Genomic DNA, 20,362 nt, shown 5'->3' with positions numbered 1-20,362 from the left:
TTAATGAGCAAAAAACTAATTTTAGTTTTAATTGCAATTGTTAGTATTCCTGCATTAACTATGGCGCAAACGGCTAGTGGTTTTGGTATAAAAGGTGGCATTAACTATAGTGCAAATGGCGATTATTTTAACTCGGCAGCCAACTCGTACGAACACCCAGATAGAAATATTGGTTATCATTTTGGAATTTTTGGAAAAATGGGTACTAAAGTATTTTTTAGACCAGAATTGGTTTATACAAGCACAAAAAGTGATTATAGAAATGATGAATTTAGCATGCAAAAACTAGATGCTCCTATTTTATTGGGCGCCAAAATTATTGGCCCAATTAGTGTTTTTGCAGGCCCATCGTTACAATATATTTTAGATTCGGAATTTGACGATATTACTTTAGGAGAAATTGAAGAAGATTTCTCGGTAGGTTTAAATTTTGGTATTGGATTAAGTTTAAAAAAGATTGGTATTGACTTGCGTTACGAACGTGGTTTTAACGATAATGAAACCGAATTTATTCATAGTAATGTAACTACTCAAGACCGACTAGATACGCGTCCAGATCAATTAATTTTGAGTTTGTCTATTATTTTGTAGACCTTTAAATTACTGCATAAAAAAACCATCTAGAAACCCGATTTGTCATCCTGAACTTGTTTCAGGATCTTAACAAATTTAGTTTAAGATAAACTAAGATTCTGAAATTAATTCAGAATGACATTTGTTAACCGGTTTCGAGATGGTTTTTTATTATTCTTATTCGTCGTCTAAAGTAGATAACGTATCGTCTGCATCGAGGTAATTAGGAATACCATTGCCGTTTGAATCGTCGTTAGTTGGGTCGCCGTCTTCATCTATATCTTCATAAATTGTAGCTACGCCGTCTCCATCATCATCAAAATCAACATAATCAGGAGTTCCGTCACCATCCGTATCATCATCATTAGCATTCTCTAAATCATCATAATCAATTGTAAATTCGCCATCGCTTCCCGCAACACCATCAACTGTAAAAATATCTTCTAAGTACGATGGTACACCATCGCCATCGTGATCGTTTACAAAAGTATTATACAATTCAAACTTAAAAATCAAAGGGGAATAAGCAGAAACTCCAGTAATAGCACTTGCAAAATAGGCTAAACCAGAAGGTGCAAACATAACACCTGTGCCGTGGTTAAAATAATCTACAACACCATCTGGCTGCTCAACAAAACCTTCAGCAACTTTAAAACTTGGCAATACTTTTCTCCAAATTGGTATTAAACCAAAGGTGTTTATTCCGTCGCCAATCATATCAAATTCAACAGGACTTACCGAACTATCGAACACCTCATCGTAAAGATCTAAACCTTCATAACTTACCAATATATTATCGGAAAAATTAGGCGATTTACCTTCGGCATAACCTTCATTTAAAACTAAAACGTAATATTCGTAATCTGTTTCAGAATAAACCACAGTTCTTGTTTCAACAGCATTAATTAATAATGAATCTGCATCACTCGATATAACCTCATCTGTAATTTCAGTAAATACTAAATCGGCAATTTTAGGGTTTGTATTGCCATCAAAATCACTTTTATTATAATAATGCGTACTTAAATAATCTACTAAAGAATCCTTATCATCTTCTTGTTGCTCGTCTCTATCTCTAATTTCGATAGTTGTAGTTGTTGCGTCGTCATCTTTTTTACAAGACACAAAACCAATAATTAATACTAAAATTAATAAAGTAACTTTTTCTAATCTCATTATTGCGTATTTTTGAAGGCGCAAGATACAATTTTAATACATTCTTGCACAATAACATTAACGTAGTTTTTATAATAAAAATATGCGAATTGATAAGTTTTTATGGTGTGTACGGTATTACAAAACGCGAAGTTTAGCTACAACAGCTTGCAAAAAAGGACAAGTTAGAATTAATGGTGATTCGGTAAAACCTAGTCGAGAGGTTTATGCCCAAGATACTATTGATGTAAGAAAAAATCAAATTAACTACAAGCTTAAGGTTAACGATATTCCACCCAATAGAGTTGGTGCAAAACTGGTTGATATTTACAGAACCGACATTACACCAAAAACTGAATTTGAGGCTCAAGAGCTACTAAAATTCTCGAAAGATTATTATCGTAAAAAAGGTACCGGACGACCTACTAAAAAAGATAGGCGCGATATTGATGATTTTTATGATGAAAATGAGTAATTTTATGACTTAATTTTACAATTTACAATTATGACGGTGAAGAATAATGTTATACTTAATCATGAAGAAATAAATGATAAGATAAGACGCATTGCTTTTCAAATATATGAAACCAACGTTTACGAAACCGAGGTGGTTTTGGCTGGTATTGATAAAAATGGCTATATTTTTGCAAAAAAATTGAAAAGTATGCTTGAAAAAATTTCGAGCATAAAGCCTATACTTTGTAAAGTTAGTATCGATAAAAAAAATCCGCTTGCCGAGATAAAAACTTCGGTTTCGGAAGCAGATTACATGAATAAATCGGTTGTTTTAGTCGATGATGTTTTAAACTCTGGAACGACTTTAATTTATGGCGTTAAACATTTTTTAAATGTGCCTTTAAAACAATTTAAAACAGCTGTTTTAGTAAACAGAAATCATAAAAAATATCCCGTAAAAGCCGATTTTAAAGGTATTTCGTTGTCAACATCGTTACACGAGCACATTAATATTGTGTTAGAAGGTAAAACTTTTGAGGCCATTTTAGAATAGCTTCGTAGTAATTTCGTTTACAATATCCTTTTTTGATTTATTATCGGTTGAAATAACAACTTCTGCCTGATTATAAAATGCAGAACGCTCAAATAAATGCTTGCCTATAAACTCGGTAAGCTCCTCCTCTGTTTCAAGATGTGCAATTAATGGTCGTTTGGCTTTCTTTTTAATTAGTTTTTTAACCAATGTTGGTAACGAAGCTCTTAAATAAATACTAGTTGCATGTTCTTCATTTAAAATTAGCTCCATATTATTTCCAAAACAAGGTGTGCCGCCACCGAGGGATAAAATAATTTGAGACTCCGAAGCTAATAATTCTTTTAAATAATGCGTTTCTTGCTTTCTAAAATAGATTTCTCCTTTATTTTTAAAAATTTCTGTAACGGTTAATTGTTCCTTTTCTTCAATATAATCATCTAAATCTACTAAATCGCATTTAAGCTTTTCGGCCAATTTTTTACCTATTGTAGACTTTCCAGAAGCCATATACCCAATTAAAATTATTATCATTTTTTACCTTACAAATTGATTATTAAAAACATAGAATAAGCGGGTGCAAAAAAACGAAAAAAATTTTAAAAAAAGTATTGTTTAATTGAATAAAGGTTCTATATTTGCACCCGCAAACGAGAAACATTATCGCCTTGCAAGACCGGGTAGCTCAGTTGGTAGAGCATCTCCCTTTTAAGGAGAGGGTCCTGGGTTCGAGCCCCAGCCCGGTCACAAAAACCTTGTTAAACTAACAAGGTTTTTTTTTTGCTTAAAATTATAATAAACGCTTATTTTAGCAATACAAAAACCGCGCACGTGGCGGAATTGGTAGACGCGCTGGCTTGAGGGGCCAGTATTCGTTTAGAATGTGGAAGTTCGAATCTTCTCGTGCGCACTTTATCTCCTTTAAAAACACATTGACTACAGTTAAATTTCCTGCACTTTATCGATAATTATTACTTGGTAGAGATTTCTAGGCATTACTCACAAAATTTATCTTTACATTTATTCTTATTAAAAATCGCTAATATTAAGTTGTAATAAACTTAGGATAAATGATGCCTCAAACCAATTTATACCAATTATTTGAAAATACTGCAAACCGTTATCCCGACAATGTCTGTATTGTTCTAAATAACAAAAGCATAACCTATAAACAAGCTGCTCTCGAAGTTAATAGAAGACATAATAAAATAAATAGATTAATTGCTCAAGAACAAATTGTAGGTATTTCCACAACTAGAAGTATTGATCAAATAATTAACCTATTAACTTTATTTAAAGCCAATAAAGCTTATTTACCTTTAGATTTTAACTACCCCAACCAACGATTAAATGCTATAATTAATAATGCAAAACTAAAAGTTTGTTTAACAGATGAAGCCGAAGAAGCTAAAGCAAATAGTTTAGGTTTATTAACCGTAAACAGTAACTACAATGCTTCTAATTTAGAAGATAAAAATACTCCTAATTCTTTAGCATATATTTTATACACATCTGGTTCAACGGGTGAACCTAAAGGGGTTAGCATGGGCAAAAACGCTATTTTTAACCTATTGGAATGGCAAAACAATAATTCGGTTAGTACAATCCATACTAAAACATTACAATTTGCTCCTTTAAGTTTCGATGTGTCTTTTCAAGAAATTATGGCAACCTTTAACTCTGGAGGCACTCTCGTTTTAATTAACGATTCCCTAAGGTTAAATATGGACGATTTGCTTGTTTATATAAAACAGCAAAAAGTAAACCGACTATTTTTACCTTTTGCTGCTTTGCAAGCCATAGCAGAGATAGCTGTAAACACCAATGTATATCCAGAATCATTGAAAGAAATTATGGCCGCTGGAGAACAACTTAAAATAACGCCTCAAATAAAAACATTTTTTAATAATTTAAACCATTGTATTTTATATAACCAATATGGTCCTACAGAATGCCATGTTGTAACCGAGCTAAAATTAACTGGCCCTCCAAACACATGGCCCGCTTTACCTTCTATTGGTAAACCTATTTTAAATGCAGAAATTTTAATTTTAAATAAAGATTTAAAACCTTTACCTAACGGGGAGCAAGGTGAATTATGTATCACTGGCACACCCTTAGCCGAAGGTTATTTAAATAATCCTTCCCTAACAAACGAAAAGTTTGTAGACTGGACCAATGCTGATGGTAAAACACTAAAAATTTATAGAACTGGTGATATTGCAAAATATTTACCCGATGGAAATATCGAATTTTTAGGACGACAAGATGACCAAGTAAAAATTAGTGGTCATAGAATAGAATTAGCCGAAATAGAAATTGCTGTAAACAATATAAATAACGTGCAACAAACTGTTGTTTTAGCTGTACAAAACATGCAACAAACACAGTTGGTAGCTTACGTTCAATTTAACAATAAACACCTTTCCATCTCTAAAATTAAAGAAGAAACAGGTAATGTTTTACCAGAATACATGATGCCTTCTTTATTTATTGAAGTTGAAGATTTTCCGCGTACAGCAAGCGGAAAAATCAATAAAAAAGCACTACCTAAACCAGAATATAAACGTCCAGAAAACGCACCTGTATTAAAAAAAGCAACAACTAAAACTCAAAAAATAATTGTTAAAATTTGGGAAGACTTATTAGGCATTCCAGAAATAGGTATTTACGATAATTTTTTTGATATGGGCGGCACTTCGCTCCTAGCCCAAAAAATAAGCATTAAAATATCAAAAGAAACAAACAAAAAACTTCCGGTTACTAAAATTTATCAATTTCCTACCATTGAAGCATTAAGTTTCATTTTAGAAGGTAAAACTTTAGATACCAAGAATCAATTCTTTAAAAAAATCACGAGTTTAGACAACCGAGATATTGCCATTATTGGTATGTCTGGAAGATTTCCTGGAGCCAATACAATAACCGAGTTATGGGATGTTTTAAAAAATGCTAAAGAAACCATTCGTTTTTTCTCTCATGAAGAATTAGATAAAACGATTCCAGAACATATAAAAAACAATCCGCAGTATGTAGCAGCACGCGGCATTATACCAACTGCAAAAACGTTTGATGCTGCCTTTTTTGGCTTAAACCCTAAGCTTGCTGCGTGTATGGATCCGCAGCAACGCTTATTTTTAGAAATTGCTTGGGAGGTTTTAGAACAAACTGGCTATTTACCCGAACATTTTAATGGTAGTGTAGGTGTTTATGCCGGGGTTGGAATGAATAGCTATTTCAAGAAAAACATATTACCAAATCAAGATGTTTTAAATAGTATTGGCGACATTCAAGCCGATTCTGTTAACGAAAAAGACTATATCGCCACACGAACCGCATATCATTTAAATTTAAAAGGACCAGCGGTAAGTGTACATTCGGCATGCTCTACATCGTTGTTAGCTATTGCTCATGCTGTAGAAGCGCTTCGAAATAATTTATGTGAAGTCGCCATTGCTGGTGGAGCCAGTGTAACCGCTCCTATTAATTCTGGACACTTATATCAAGAAGGCTCAATTATGAGTCCAGATGGTCATTGCCGCTCGTTCGACGCCCAAGGAAAAGGCACCGTTTTTAGTGATGGTGCAGGAGTTGTATTATTAAAACGTTTAGAAGATGCCCAAAACGATGCTGATACTATTTACGGAATAATAAAAGGTATAGGCATTAATAACGATGGCGGAAACAAAGGCAGTTTTTCTGCTCCAAATGCTACAGGACAAACAAACGCTATAAAAAAGGCATTATTTGATGCCGATGTTTTACCTGAAACCATTAGTTATGTTGAAACTCATGGTACTGCGACACCAATTGGCGACCCTATTGAATTTGAAGGGTTAAATGATGCTTTTGGTGAACAAGAAGAAAAACAATTCTGCGCCATAGGGTCTATAAAAAGCAACATGGGGCATTTAACGGCAGCTGCAGGCGTTGCAGGGTTAATAAAATCGGTTTTAGCTTTACACAACAAACAAATTCCTGCATCGCTTGGTTATAAAACCCCTAACCCACAAATAGACTTTAAAAATAGTCCGTTTTATGTGAACGCTCAATTACAAAACTGGAAATCCGCTACAGTAAGACGAGCTGGTGTAAGTTCGTTTGGTGTTGGTGGCACAAATGTTCATGTTGTTTTAGAAGAATTTGAGAATAACAATAACACCATTACCCCTACCAAATTCAGTTATATTTTACCATGGTCTGCTAAAACCGAAACAAGTGTAAACGCATATGCCGATAGTTTAATAACCTATTTAGAACAAAATCCGGAAACACATTTAGGCCGTCTATCCTATACCCTAAATAAAACTAGAGCGAAGTTTAAACATCGAAAATATATAATTACAGACTCGGTTGAAAATGCTATCGATCAATTAAAACTTAAGGATTTTAAACCCGTTAACACAAACACATATTCACCTAGTGAATTGGTGTTTATGTTTCCTGGTCAAGGTGCTCAATTTTTAAACATGGGGAAAGCTTTATACGAAAACGAACCAGTTTTTAAAGAAGCTGTCGATAAATGTGCCTTAATATTAATCCCAATTCTTAATGAAGATATAAGAAATATAATTTACCCTAACAACAGCAATGAAACAGCCAAAACGCTTCTAAAAGACACCAAATACACCCAACCTGCTTTATTTATTATAGAATATGCTTTAGCTCAACTTTGGTTGCATTGGGGTTTAAAACCTACTGCGTTTTGTGGACATAGTATTGGGGAATTTGTTGCAGCACATTTAGCAGGTGTTTTCAGTCTAGAAGATGCCTTAAAATTAATAGCTACCAGAGGAAAACTTGTTAGTGAATTACCTAAAGGAAGTATGCTTTCTGTAAGACTTTCGGTTGAAGATATAAAACCTATTTTACCAAAATCTCTTTCTATAGCTGCAGCAAACTCCAGTGTTTTATGTGTTGTTTCCGGCGAAGACGAGGCTATAAAAAACTTTAGCGCTAAATTATCACAGGATAATATTGTTAACAAACAACTTTTAACCAGTCATGCTTTTCATTCAAGTATGATGAATCCTATACTAAACGACTTTAAAAAGGTCTTTAAAAACATGGAATTGAATGCTCCTTCAATACCAATTTCATCAACTGTAACTGGCACATGGTTAAAAGCAGAAGAAGCGACTAATCCGGATTATTGGGTTAATCATTTAAGAGAAACAGTACAGTTTTCAGAAGCCATAAAAACAATATTAAATCTTAACGATGTTGCTTTATTAGAAGTTGGACCTGGCAAAGCACTTACGACGTTAACCAAACAACAAACACTAGCTAAACATAAAATAGTTTTACCAAGTTTAACCATTCCGAAGGATAAAGAAACCGCTTACGACCTTATACTAAACACCGTTGGGCAATTATGGATAAACGACATATCGGTTAACTGGGACTCGTTTTTTAATACCAAAAACATACAACGACTTAACCTTCCTGCTTACGCATTCGATAGAAAATTATGCTGGATAGAACCAATTACACCACATCAAAATGTATCTTTTATTGAAGAAAATAAACAGAGTACACTAATTGAAAACAATAGTCCAGTAGCCGAACAGACAAACAAGATTACACCAATGAGGAAACCTGCATTACTTAATAAAATTTCTGAAATTATTACCAATTCATCGGGAATAGAAATTGAATCTACCGATTACAATTATAGTTTCCTAGAACTCGGACTCGATTCTTTAATATTAACTCAAATTGCTTTAACCTGCAAAAACGAATTTAATATTCCTATTTCATTCCGCCAGTTAAATGAAGAGCTAAGTTCTCCCGAACTTCTTGCCTCTTTTTTAGATAATCACCTTCCAAAAGAAGCTTATGCAACGCAACAATTAGCAAATAATAATCTCGTTAATTTAAATCAATCAAACAATAATCAATTTAACGAATCAACTAATCATACGGCGTTAGACTTAATTACGCAACAACTTCAGTTATTAGGAAAGCAAGTTGAATTACTTCAAAAAGGAAATAGTGCTACACCAATAATAAACCCTAATTATAGTGCAGATAATTCTAGCGCAAACCAATTTGTTAAAGCAGAAAGCAAGCATACCATTTTAACAGAAGAAGAACAAAAAGAGCATAAAAAACCCTTTGGAGCTTCTCCTAAAATTGAAAAACAATCAACCGAGCTAGCCGAACAGCAATCGGACTTTTTAAAACAATTAATTACAGATTATAATAACAAAACTAAGGCCAGTAAAAATTTCACTCAAGAACACCGAAAACACATGGCCGATCCTCGTGTGGTGAGTGGCTTTAAGCCAACAGTAAAAGAGCTTATTTACCCTATTGTTATAGAAAAATCGAAAGGAAATAAACTTTGGGATATTGATGGCAACCAATATATCGATGCACTCAATGGGTTTGGTTCTTGCCTTTTTGGCCATCAGCCAGAATTTATAAAAGAAGCTTTAAAAAATCAAATAGAATTAGGTTACGAAGTTGGTCCGCAACACCCTTTGGCTGGAGATGTTTGTAAACTACTTTGTGAGGCCACAAACCAAGATCGCGCAGCCTTGTGCAACACAGGGTCTGAAGCCGTATTAGGAGCTATGAGAATTGCCAGAACCGTAACAGGTCGCTCCTTAATAGTTGCGTTTTCTGGATCTTATCACGGCATTAACGACGAAGTTATAGTACGCGGATCGAAAAAATTAAAAACATTTCCTGCCGCACCAGGCATTCTTTCTGGAGCTGTACAAAACATGTTAATTTTAGACTATGGAACCGAAGAAAGTTTACAAATAATTAAAGAAAGAGCACATGAAATTGCGGCCGTACTTGTTGAGCCTGTACAAAGTAGGCGTCCTGAATTTCAACCCGTTGCATTTTTAAAATCAGTAAGAGAAATTACCCAAAACAGCAACGCTGTTCTTATTTTCGATGAAGTTATTACAGGTTTTAGAATGCACATTGGTGGTACGCAAGCCTTATTTAACATTAAAGCCGATATTTCTACCTACGGAAAAGTAATTGGAGGCGGTATGCCTATTGGCGCTATTGTAGGTAAAAAACAATTTATGGATGCTCTAGATGGCGGTTTTTGGCAATATGGCGATAGCTCGTTCCCCGAAGTAGGTGTCACCTATTTTGCGGGTACTTTTGTAAGGCATCCATTAACATTAGCGGCAGCAAAAGCGTCCTTATTACATATGATAAATGAAGGCGATAAACTTCATATTAATTTAAATATCGCTACAAAAACATTTGCAGATAAGGTAAACCAAATATTTAATCAGCATCAATTACCTATTCAAGTTAACTACTTTGGTTCGCTCTGGCGCGTTAAATTTTTAGAAGACATCCCTTATTCCGAACTACTTTTTGTTTTATTGCGAAATGAAGGCATACATATTTGGGATGGTTTCCCTTGTTTTATAACTACCGCTTTTACTGAAGAAGATTTCAGGTTTATAATAAAAGCCTTTAATAATAGTGTTAATTGCTTAATTGAAAATGGAATTTTTAACGTTAACACATCAAAAAGTTCAACTCAAATAACTAAAAAAAGAAATACTGCAGAACTTAATACACCACCTATTGCAGGAGCTAAATTAGGTTTAGATGAAGATGGAAATCCTGCTTGGTTTATTGAAGATAATAATGAAAATGGTAATTTTATTAAGTTAGATATATAAAAATTATGGATACAATTGAATTGGCTAAAGTGGGCAATTATACGGTTGAAAAAAAGTACAACCTTACTTATGAAGCATTTGCAGAAAAGCATTTATTTGCAAATTATCCTGTAGTTTTAGGTGATGCTTGTAAAGATTGGAAGGCAAAAGAAAAATTTACGACACAGTTTTTTAAAGAGAAATATGGCGATCGGGAAGTTTGGATTGAAGGAAAAACATTCAAACTAGCAGATTATATTGATTTAATGGAAACGGCGAACGAAGATAACCCAGCACCCTACCCTTGCAAACTTCAAATAGATAGAAATTACCCAGAATTAATTCCAGATGTTTCACCAAGGTTTAAATATGCTATGCCAGATTGGTGTCACAGTAAATTAATGCCTAAAAAATTTCTTGGTCATGCCGATACTTTAGAAATTTTCTTTGGAAGTCCAGGAGGCATGTTCCCTTATGTGCATTACGATTATTTATGTTTGCATGCCTATATCACACAAATACAAGGCTATAAAGAATTTACCGTAATACCACCCCATCAAACCGAATTTGTATATCCAGTAAAAGAAAATTTATGGGTTTCTGAAATCCCTAATATTTACAATATAGATTATGAAAAATTCCCTAAAGCCAAACAATTAACTCCAATTACATTTACCGTTGGTCCTGGTGAAACCTTGTTTATTCCCTGCGGCTGGTGGCATACAGCAAAATCGTTAACGCCAACAATTTCTATTGCTCAAGACAGTTTAAATCAATCTAACTTCGATCAATTTCAAAAAGAAGTAGAAATGAGTTTAAACAAAAGAAGTAGTTTTAAATCTAAACTAGCAAAAATCTATTTAAATAAGATGATTCGTCTCATGAAAACCTTAGATAAAAAAGGGATTCGTGTGTAATCTTAATTGTGAAGTGAATACAATTTAATTTATGGAAAACCCTGAATTTACTCTAAATACAACTCCATTTAATCCCTTTTCTGGTTCAGAAATAGAAAAGGTTATACATACTACTCAAGCTCAAGATGAAATTTGGACAAGCTGCAAGTTAGGTGGCGATGATGCCAACAGAGCCTATAACGAGTCTATTTCGGTATATTTTGAAGGCAATCTAAATATCGATCATTTAGAAAAATCGGTAAACGATTTAGTGAATCGTCATGAATCGCTTCGAGCGGTTTTTAGTACTAACGGCCAGTTTATGACCGTTTTTAAAAATCTAAAAACAGTATTATTTTTTAAAGACACAACTTTAGAAAAAACCCCTAAAACCAACACTTACCTAAACAATTTTATAAATAACGAAGCCAATTACGTATTTAACTTAGTAAAAGGGCCGCTAATAAAGTTTGGCTTAATAAAAACAGCCACAGAAGCCTTCACTTTGGTCATTACAGCGCATCATATAATTTGCGATGGTTGGTCGTTAGGCATTTTACTTCAAGAACTTGGTGTTTTATATTCAGCTTATAATCAAAATAAACTACCAGAATTACCTAACAGTATCAATTTTAGTGATTATGCCGATGAAAATTCAGATTTAATTGAAAGCGACACTTATAATACTATTGAAAATTATTGGATAAACACTTATAAATCTTCAATTCCCAACTACAACTTACCAACCGATTATTCATTTCCGAAATCTAGAAGTTACGCAAGTAACAGACTCGATTTTTCTTTAAGTAAAGAGGCTTTAAACCTAATAAAACAATGTGGTTTAAATAATAATTCTAGTTTGGTAACTACACTATTAGCGGCATTCGAAGTTTTCGTTTTTAAAGTTACTGGAGAAACCGACATAACTATAGGATTACCAGCAGCAGGCCAATCGGTTACAGGTATGCAGCAACTTATTGGGCACTGTGTAAATTTACTACCGCTTCGAGCCACTTTAACCAATAACCAAACCTTTACAGAATATTTAAAACAACGTAAATCGACTCTGTTTGATGCCTACGAACATCAACAACTTAGCTTCGGACATCTGCTTAAAAAGATTTCAATACCACGAAACCCGTCGCGAGTGCCGCTTGTTCCCATAGTGTTTAATATCGATTTGGGAATGACAAATGGCGTTTTTTTCAACAATCTAACTTATAAATTAAAAAGCAACCCCAGAACATTTGAAACTTTCGAAATATTTTTAAATGCTAGTGGAAACGAAAATAATTTGGTGCTGGAATGGTCGTACAACACCTCTATTTTTAAAGAAGAAACCATAAAAAGCTTCATGCAACAGTTTGAGGCTATTATAAAATTAATTTGCTTAAAACCAAACCAACCGCTGCATGATGTTTTTTCAGAAAATTATTTAGAAGCATACCAAAAACTAAATGCCACTACTAGTCAATTTTCAGCAGATGCCTTACCTATTTTACTGCAAGAACAGGCCGAAAAATCTGCTAAAAACCTAGCTTTAAGCTTTAATAACGAGCATGTCACATATCAGGATTTATTCTTTAAAGCAAATCAGCTAACACATTATTTAATAGAACAAGGCGTAAAACCGGGTGATTTTGTCGGCGTTTGCATAGATCGTAACAGCAACTTGTTACCAACGCTAATTGCTATTTTACAAAGTGGCGCCGCTTATATTCCGCTAGACACCAAATATCCTCAAGACCGCATTGCATTTATGCTTGAAGATTCGAAAGCTAAATTTTTAATTACCAGTATTAATTTAAACATTTCTAAACCAGAACATCTTAAAGTTATACCATTAGATGACGCATTAAAAGATTCTAACAATCATTCTACAGCAAAACCAAACATAAAGATTTCTCAAAATGATTACGCTTATGTTTTATACACTTCAGGCTCAACAGGAAAACCAAAAGGAGTTAGCATTACGCATAAAAATTTAATAAATCTTTTACTTAGTATTTCTGAAAAACCCGGCATCACAAAATCCGACAAAATGCTGGCCATTACCACCATTTCGTTCGACATTTCGTTGGTAGAATTGTTTTTGCCATTATTAAACGGAGCCTCAATTGTTTTAGCAGATACCGAAACAACTAGAGACGGTAATTTATTATTAAAACTCATAAAAAAAGAACAGGTTTCCATTATTCAAGCAACGCCAACTACTTGGAGAATGCTTATTGAAGCAGGCTGGAATAATAAACTCGAAATAAAAGCCTTTTGTGGCGGTGAAGCTTTAAGCAATAACCTTGCTTTACAAATTTTAAACAGATGTAAATCGCTATGGAATATGTACGGTCCAACAGAAACCACTATTTATTCTATTATTACAGAAATAACTAAAAACGATACCACAATAACCATTGGAAAACCAATAAATAATACCGAAGTTTATATTTTAAATTCAGAAAATCATTTAATGCCACCAAATGTAATAGGCGAAATTTCAATTGCTGGCTTGGGTGTTTCAAACGGTTATTTTAACAGAACCGAATTAACAACAGAGCAGTTTATAAATACTAATTATAGTGAGAGCAAACTTTATAAAACTGGAGATTTAGGAAAACTGCTACCCAACGGAGAAATACTGTGTCTTGGTAGAATGGATAATCAAGTAAAAATTCGTGGACACCGTATAGAATTAGGTGAAATTGAACAAACCTTAACGCAAAACACCGAAATAAATTCGGCAATTGTTATTGTTAACAACGATAGGTTGATTGCTTTTATAAAGCCAGAAAAAACGACTAAAATTCAATCTGCCGAAATAACAGCTTGGAAACAATATCTTGAAAGTAAACTTCCTGCCTATTTAGTACCTCAAGAAATAAATGTGCTTTCTAATTTCCCTAAAACACCAAACGGAAAAATAGACAAAAATGCGCTACAAAAAATAAGTTCATCGAAAAATGAGTCGCAAACACAAGTTGTGTCACCTCAAAACGAAACCGAAAAGCTATTAGCCAAAATTTGGCAAAAGCATTTAAAAATAAGTAAAATAAGTATAACGAGTAACTTTTTCGAATTAGGTGGTCATTCATTAATTGCCTTAAAGGTAATGAACGATATAAAAAAAGAAATTGATAAAGAACTACCAATTTCCTCGTTATTTGAATACCCTACAATTGAAACATTTTCGAAACTAATTACCGATAGTAATACAAAAGAAACAAACTACCCAGGAGCAATAATTCCTATAAAACCTAAAGGCAATAAAAAACCTGTTTATATTGTACATGGCGCTGGTATGGAAGTTTTAATTTTTAATGCCGTTGCCGAAAATCTAGATCCCGATCAGCCTGTATTTGGTATACAAGTAAAAGGTGTCATAAAAAAAGATACGTTTCCTTATAAAACGATCGAAGAACTTGCAACGTTTTATGTAGACTCATTAGTTGAAATGGAACCTGAAACCGACACCTTCGCTATTGCAGGTTATTCTATTGGCGGTATTATAGCCTACGAAATGGCCATTCAACTCACCGCAAGAAACAAAAAATTAAGCATGATTGGTTTGTTCGATACAAGAATAGAAACAGAGTTTCATTATAAATCGCATCGATTAAAAAAATTAGCCATTTTCGCAGAAGGTATGAACCGTCGTTTTATCTTTTTAAAGGAGATGCTTTCTAGTGTAACTAATCTTAAAAAACATATAAAACGAAAAATAGATTTTATAAAGAAATATTACATTGAACCCACAACTAATTACATAAATAAAGTTGAATGGAGTAGCGAAGAAGAAAAACTTAGGTACGAACGTTATATGCAAACCGAAAGCATAATTAAAAGTTTTAAAGCGCAATATCATTTAAAACCTCAAAATTTTAATATTGATTTGTTTAGAGCTACAGAAGAAACATCATACAAAAAAGTAAAAAACCATTTGGGTTGGAAAAAGTTCGCTCTTAAAGGTGTAAACATACACTATATTCCTGGAGACCATGCCAACCTTTTTGCAGATGAATATAAAGAAGAAGTTGCTCAAGTATTTCAAAAAGTTATAGATCGAAGAAATGCCAGAGAATAAAACTACCATATATTGTTCTGATTATAATCAATCTTCAAATTTTGAATTAAATGAGGCAGATACTTTCATTTATTATTTTAAAATTTCCGACTTTCATTTTTTAATTGATCATGCAAAACATCTTATTAATAAAGAAGAGCTAAAACGCGCGCAACGTTATTATCATAAAAAAGACCGTGATAGGTTTATTGTTTGCAGAACAATTTTAAAACTCTTACTTGAACAGCACACCAATATACTTGCCACTAAAATTAATATTAAAATTGATTCCAATAAAAAACCTTATGTAGACACTGCTCCTACTATGTTTTTTAATATTTCGCATTCGGGAGAATATGCAGCAATAGTATTTTCTAACACACAAGTTGGCATCGATATCGAAAAAATAAAATCAAAACCCATAGAACGCGAAATAATTACAAGCATATTTAATAATACTGAAGCCGATTTAATTTTAAACACTTCAAATACAAATGAGCTTTTTTACAAACTTTGGACGAGAAAAGAAGCTCTTGTTAAAGCTTCAGGCATCGGGATTGATGATGATTTTAAACAACTACCCTCCAGAAATGGGACTCACAATGTTAAAAATTTAGATACTGCTTATAATGGGAAATGGGAAGTTTTTAGTTTGAATTTAGTTAATAACTACCACTGTGCTTTTGCTATTAATTTGAAATCATCAAACAAAAAACTAAAAATCAAAGACTTAACTAAAAACAAAGATTATATTTTAAGAGAACTCAAAAAATCCGATTACTAAATTATCAAAATAATGAGGTTAAAATGTAATTTTTATAAATTTACAACCCTTTTTTTAACAAATACAAATCCTCTTAAAAAACCTATAAATCTGTTTTTTAGCCAGTTACCCAATAACTTTAAAAATCCATCATTAAAACATGCAGTTCAACGAAAATAACTGCTATGTAAAGATTTTGATAAGCTCTTTAAACATCAACATATACATTTGTATTAAATATTTAGGTTCTCTCAATATCGAACACCTAAATTCTTTTGATTAATAGCGCCATTATAACCAAAGGTTTAAAACCCAAATTTTAAACAAACTTGTAAAATAAAAGTATTTTACATTTAAACTATTTATGTTAACAGTATTTCGCTATTATGGAAAAAAATTACTTAAGACAACTTAGAGTTGTTACACTTCTATTAGTTTTATTCTCAAGCTTTAGTTTTTCTCAAAATTTCAGTCAAAGTACATTAAATTTTAATGGATTTGGTGCTGCCGATAAAGTAACAGCTTTAATGTTTGGTCCCGATGGTCGCCTTTATACCGTAGAATATGAAGGGCTTATTAAAATATACACCATCGAGCGACTTGAAAATGGCACCTATCAAGTTGTAGCCAAGGAAACTTTAAACGATATCCAAACTATTCAAAATCATAATGATGATGGTAGTTTAGACACAACAACCAATAGAGAAACTACTGGTATTACTGTTGCAGGAACAGCATCAAACCCTATTATATATGTTACTTCTAGTGATTATAGAATTGGAGGTGGTTCTAGCCATGGCGATGTTGGACTAGACACAAACTCCGGAATTATAACACGATACATATGGAACGGAACGTCTTGGGATATTGCAGACATTGTGCGAGGCTTGCCGCGATCGGAGGAAAATCACGGAACACACGGTCTTGATTTTACTCAAATAAATGGTGAAGATTACCTATTAGTTTGTTCGGGAGGAAACACAAATGGTGGTAGTCCTTCAAAAAATTTCACATATTTACCAGAATATGCTTTATCTGCCGCAATTATAACTGTGAACTTAACTCAAATTGAAAGTTTACCCATATTAAATAATAATGGTAGAAATTACATTTACGACCTTCCTACACTAGATGATCCTACAAGACCAAACGAAAACGGTATTGAAGACCCAAATGCTCCTGGTTATGATGGAATAGACGTTAACGACCCTTTTGGAGGAAATGACGGATTAAATCAAGCAAAAATAGTAGCTGGAAGCCCAGTTCAAATATTCTCACCAGGTTATAGAAACTCTTATGATTTAGTAGTAACAAACTCTGGAGCTGTTTATGTTACAGAAAATGGTGCCAATGGTGGTTGGGGAGGTTTCCCTATTAACGAAGGTACAGCTAATGTTACCAACAATTATGATTCTTCTGAACCTGGTAGTAGTACACCTTCTGGTGGAGAACAAATTAATAATGAAGACCAACTACATGTTGTAACTACAGATATAGACAACTATATTTTTGGAAGTGTTTATGGTGGGCATCCTAACCCTACTAGAGCAAATCCTTCTGGAGCAGGTTTATTTACAGCTCCAGAACAACACGGATTAAATGGCGCTGTTTTTAGAACCTTGTTATATGACCCAGACGGCTCTACCCCAAACTCAACAACCGATTCAAGTATTGGTTTACCTGCCGATTGGCCTCCGTTAGACATTAGTAATGCAAACCCGGTAGAAGGTGATTGGAGAGGGCCTGGAGAAGTTAATCCTGACGGTCCTGTTGATAATGCCATTTTAATTTGGGGTACAAATACTAATGGAATAGACGAATATACTGCCAGCAATTTTAACGGTGCCATGCAGGGTAACTTATTAGCTGGTACAAACACAGGTATTTTACGTAGAGTTGAACTTGATGAAAACGGTAATGTTGGTAATTATACCGAAAGCTTTATATCTGGTCTAGGAGGTAATGTTTTAGGAGTAACCTGTAATGGTGATACTGATATTTTTCCTGGAACAATTTGGGTGGGCAACTTTAATCAAAACATTACTGTATTAGAACCTCAAGATTTTATTGAATGTATTGACCCTAGTGACCTTGAATACGACCCATTAGCTGATTACGACAACGATGGTTATACCAATCAAGATGAAGAGGACAACTTAACCGATCCATGTAATGGAGGATCGCAGCCAACCGATTTCGATAAAGAAGCGGGAGGTACATTGACTTCGAATTTACATGATGATGACGATGATAATGATGGCATTTTAGATATCAATGATCCTTTTCAATTAGGTGATTTTACTAAAACGGGTAGTGATGCTTTTGTGCTACCTGTAATAAACGAATTATTTTCAGACAACCCACTTTTAGGAGGTTATTTAGGTTTAGGTTTAACCGGAATGATGAATAATGGTGATGGTAACGGTAACTGGCTTAATTGGATAGACAGACGAGATGATCCTAACGAGCCTAACCCTAATGATATTTTAGGTGGAGCCATTGGGGCCATGACTATGCAAATGACTTCTGGTACTGCATTAGGTACTGCAAACACGCAAGAAAAAGCATTTCAATATGGTATACAATCAGACACCAATACTGGAATTTATACTGTAAAAGGAGAAATAGTTAACTTTAATCAACCGCTTCAGTTGTATGGAAATACATCAGCTCCAAATGGTGAATTAGGTTTCTTTATTGGAGATGGTACACAAAGTAATTATATAAAGTTTGTTGCTAGACAACAAGGCTTAAGAGTACAACAAGAAATTAATGATATTCCTCAAACTCCTATTGATTTAAATATCGATATAAATAATAGACCTGAAGGTTTAATTATTTTCAACTTCACAATTAATCCAACCAACGGAGAAATCACTTTAGAATACACTTTTGATAACGATACAAAACAAACATTTGGCACAATTTTAGCACAAGGTGCAATTTTAAATGCTATTCAGCAATCCAATGAAGATTTAGCTGTTGGATTTATCGGTACATCAAACGCTCCTAATGTTGAGTTAGAAGGTACTTGGGGAGTATTAAGTGTAACCAAAGACCAAACCAATCCTATTGAATTATCGAATATTTCTGATCAAATTGATAATACAGGAACAATATTAGATAATACATTTGGTGCCAATGCCACTGGAGGTGATGGCGATTTAATTTATAGTGCATCAGGATTACCCGAAGGAATCTCTATTGATTCGAATACAGGTGTATTTACAGGAACAATTGCTTTTACCGCCGCAAATAATAGTCCGTATAATGTAACAGTAACTGTAGATGATAGTGATGGTGATAGTACAGACAATGTTAGCACTACTTTTAACTGGGTAATTATGAACGACGTTTCTTTAGAGCCCTTTTTAAGAATAAACTCTGGAGGAACAACTATAAACGATGCTGAATCTGGAATAAATTGGGAACAAAACAATATTGCAGGGAGCTATACAGGTTCAAACTTTTTCGTTAACACAGGAAAAGTTTATGCAAATGGTGTCTCTAATTTAACCAGACATAATTCTATACCGGATTATATTTCTGAATCCCTATTTACGTCCTTATTCGCTACAGAAAGGTACGATGATTTAGCAACCCCTGAAATGAAATATAGCATAAGCGTTCCTAACGACGATTACGTGGTTAACTTATATTTATGTAATACGTTCGATGGTACACAAAATGTAGACGATCGTGTCTTTAATATTTTAATTGAAAATAACGCTGCTTATACAGAATTAGATTTAGTTATAGAGTTTGGTCACCAAACTGCTGGAATGCTATCATATCCAGTCAGTGTAACAGATGGCGTTCTTGATATTGAATTCTTACACAATACAGACAACCCTCTTGTAAATGCAATTGAAATTATGTCATTGGTTTCTGTATCCAATACGCCAATTATTGTCCAGGCAATGGCAAATCAAACTAACTATGCTGGAGAAACTTTAAATGGAAGTTTAGTTGTTAGCGCTCAAGGAGGTGATGGAAATTTAAACTATACTGCTATAGGTTTACCACCAGGCTTATTTATAGAACCAACTAATGGTCAAATTGGAGGTACTATTAATTTGGGTGCCGAAGTTAACAGTCCTTACTCTGTAACTATTACAGTTGATGACGATGATGAGTTTAATGATGATACCGAATCCATTACTTTCTCATGGGAAGTTACTTCTTTCTCCCACCCTATTAATAGTGATGCTTTATATAGAATTAACGCTGGTGGCACTTTAATTGCAGCTACAGATTCTGATATTGACTGGGAAAGCAACAATACTT

10 protein-coding genes and 2 tRNA genes are annotated in these 20,362 nt (G+C 33.7%); 10 read left to right on the top strand and 2 right to left on the bottom strand.

The window, feature by feature from the left end; genetic code table 11:
• The first annotated feature begins 3 nt into the window (after positions 1-3).
• Positions 4-591: an outer membrane beta-barrel protein gene (locus PW52_RS16025; protein WP_044634018.1), complete on the top strand. Its 588-nt coding sequence runs from the start codon at positions 4-6 to the stop codon at positions 589-591.
• Positions 592-750: 159 nt separating this feature from the next.
• Here the strand turns inward: PW52_RS16025 and PW52_RS16020 are convergent, their stop codons facing one another.
• On the bottom strand, positions 751-1,749 hold the full coding sequence (locus PW52_RS16020; protein WP_044633996.1) for an FKBP-type peptidyl-prolyl cis-trans isomerase: 999 nt from the start codon (positions 1,747-1,749) through the stop codon (positions 751-753).
• 82 nt (positions 1,750-1,831) lie between these two features.
• Here PW52_RS16020 and PW52_RS16015 point away from each other — a divergent pair, with 82 nt between their 5' ends.
• Together PW52_RS16015 and PW52_RS16010 are read left to right on the top strand one after the other, a co-directional pair.
• Positions 1,832-2,203 carry an RNA-binding S4 domain-containing protein gene (locus PW52_RS16015; RefSeq protein WP_044633995.1) on the top strand — a complete coding sequence of 124 codons (372 nt, stop codon included), beginning with the start codon at positions 1,832-1,834 and terminating at the stop codon, positions 2,201-2,203.
• Positions 2,204-2,233: 30 nt separating this feature from the next.
• The gene (locus tag PW52_RS16010; RefSeq protein ID WP_044633994.1) at positions 2,234-2,737 is read left to right on the top strand and encodes a phosphoribosyltransferase domain-containing protein; all 504 of its coding nucleotides are present in this window, start codon (positions 2,234-2,236) and stop codon (positions 2,735-2,737) included.
• On the opposite strand, the gene PW52_RS16005 is transcribed toward PW52_RS16010, so the two are convergent.
• Positions 2,729-3,250, bottom strand: a complete 522-nt coding sequence (locus tag PW52_RS16005) for a shikimate kinase (protein ID WP_044633993.1) — start codon at positions 3,248-3,250, stop codon at positions 2,729-2,731. The genes PW52_RS16010 and PW52_RS16005 overlap by 9 nt on opposite strands.
• Before the next feature lie 140 nt (positions 3,251-3,390).
• Here PW52_RS16005 and PW52_RS16000 point away from each other — a divergent pair.
• The 7 genes from PW52_RS16000 to PW52_RS15970 all read left to right on the top strand — a co-directional run.
• Positions 3,391-3,463, top strand: a tRNA-Lys gene (locus tag PW52_RS16000).
• Positions 3,464-3,541: 78 nt separating this feature from the next.
• Positions 3,542-3,626: transfer RNA gene (locus PW52_RS15995), tRNA-Leu, on the top strand.
• 160 nt (positions 3,627-3,786) lie between these two features.
• Positions 3,787-10,380: a type I polyketide synthase gene (locus PW52_RS15990; protein ID WP_044633992.1), complete on the top strand. Its 6,594-nt coding sequence runs from the start codon at positions 3,787-3,789 to the stop codon at positions 10,378-10,380.
• A 5-nt stretch (positions 10,381-10,385) separates the two neighbouring features.
• On the top strand, positions 10,386-11,276 hold the full coding sequence (locus PW52_RS15985) for a cupin-like domain-containing protein (protein WP_044633991.1): 891 nt from the start codon (positions 10,386-10,388) through the stop codon (positions 11,274-11,276).
• A gap of 31 nt (positions 11,277-11,307) precedes the next feature.
• Positions 11,308-15,333: a non-ribosomal peptide synthetase gene (locus tag PW52_RS15980; RefSeq protein WP_044633990.1), complete on the top strand. Its 4,026-nt coding sequence runs from the start codon at positions 11,308-11,310 to the stop codon at positions 15,331-15,333.
• Positions 15,320-16,096 (top strand): 4'-phosphopantetheinyl transferase family protein, encoded by a 777-nt coding sequence (locus PW52_RS15975; protein ID WP_044633989.1) that lies wholly within the window; start codon positions 15,320-15,322, stop codon positions 16,094-16,096. Before PW52_RS15980 ends, PW52_RS15975 begins: the two co-directional genes overlap by 14 nt.
• A gap of 365 nt (positions 16,097-16,461) precedes the next feature.
• A partial coding sequence (locus tag PW52_RS15970; protein WP_044633988.1) for a malectin domain-containing carbohydrate-binding protein occupies positions 16,462-20,362 on the top strand: 3,901 nt, incomplete at its 3' end.

The organism is Neotamlana sedimentorum, assembly GCF_000943565.1.
Taxonomy (GTDB): domain Bacteria; phylum Bacteroidota; class Bacteroidia; order Flavobacteriales; family Flavobacteriaceae; genus Neotamlana; species Neotamlana sedimentorum.
The sequence above is the reverse complement of the archived record's forward strand: the minus strand, read 5'-3'. Positions and strand labels throughout refer to the sequence as shown.